At 70.6% G+C, this 330-nt stretch carries 1 pseudogene; it reads right to left on the bottom strand.

The features are described from left to right. Positions 1 to 66: 66 nt before the first annotated feature. Positions 67 to 306 (bottom strand): annotated as a pseudogene (locus ABZZ04_RS36805) (ketoacyl-synthetase C-terminal extension domain-containing protein); the annotation flags it as partial. Positions 307 to 330 lie beyond the last annotated feature (24 nt).

Below are 330 nucleotides of genomic sequence, written 5' to 3'. Positions count from 1 at the left end.
CACACTCGCCCGGGACTCGAAGTGCGAACGATGACGCGCAGCCGTCACCGCCACATCCGCGAGCCGGACTTCTTCACGACCGGACAGCCAGGACGCCCAACGCCCCGCCTGCCCACGCAAGGCAGCCTCATTGCGGCCCGACACCACCACCGGGAAGACACCGTCGTCGACGGCTCCGGCGGCCGGCTCCGCCAACGGCGGCTCTTCGACGATGACGTGGGCGTTGGTGCCGCTGAGGCCGAACGAGGAGACTCCTGCGCGTCGGACCCGGTTCTCGTTCCGTTCCCACGGGCGGGCGTCCTGCAGCAGCTCGAGACCGCTGCCCTGCCA

Origin of the sequence: Streptomyces sp. NPDC006435, assembly GCF_040612315.1 — a bacterium.
In the GTDB taxonomy this organism is placed as follows: Bacteria; Actinomycetota; Actinomycetes; order Streptomycetales; family Streptomycetaceae; genus Streptomyces.
The sequence above is the reverse complement of the archived record's forward strand: the minus strand, read 5'-3'. Positions and strand labels throughout refer to the sequence as shown.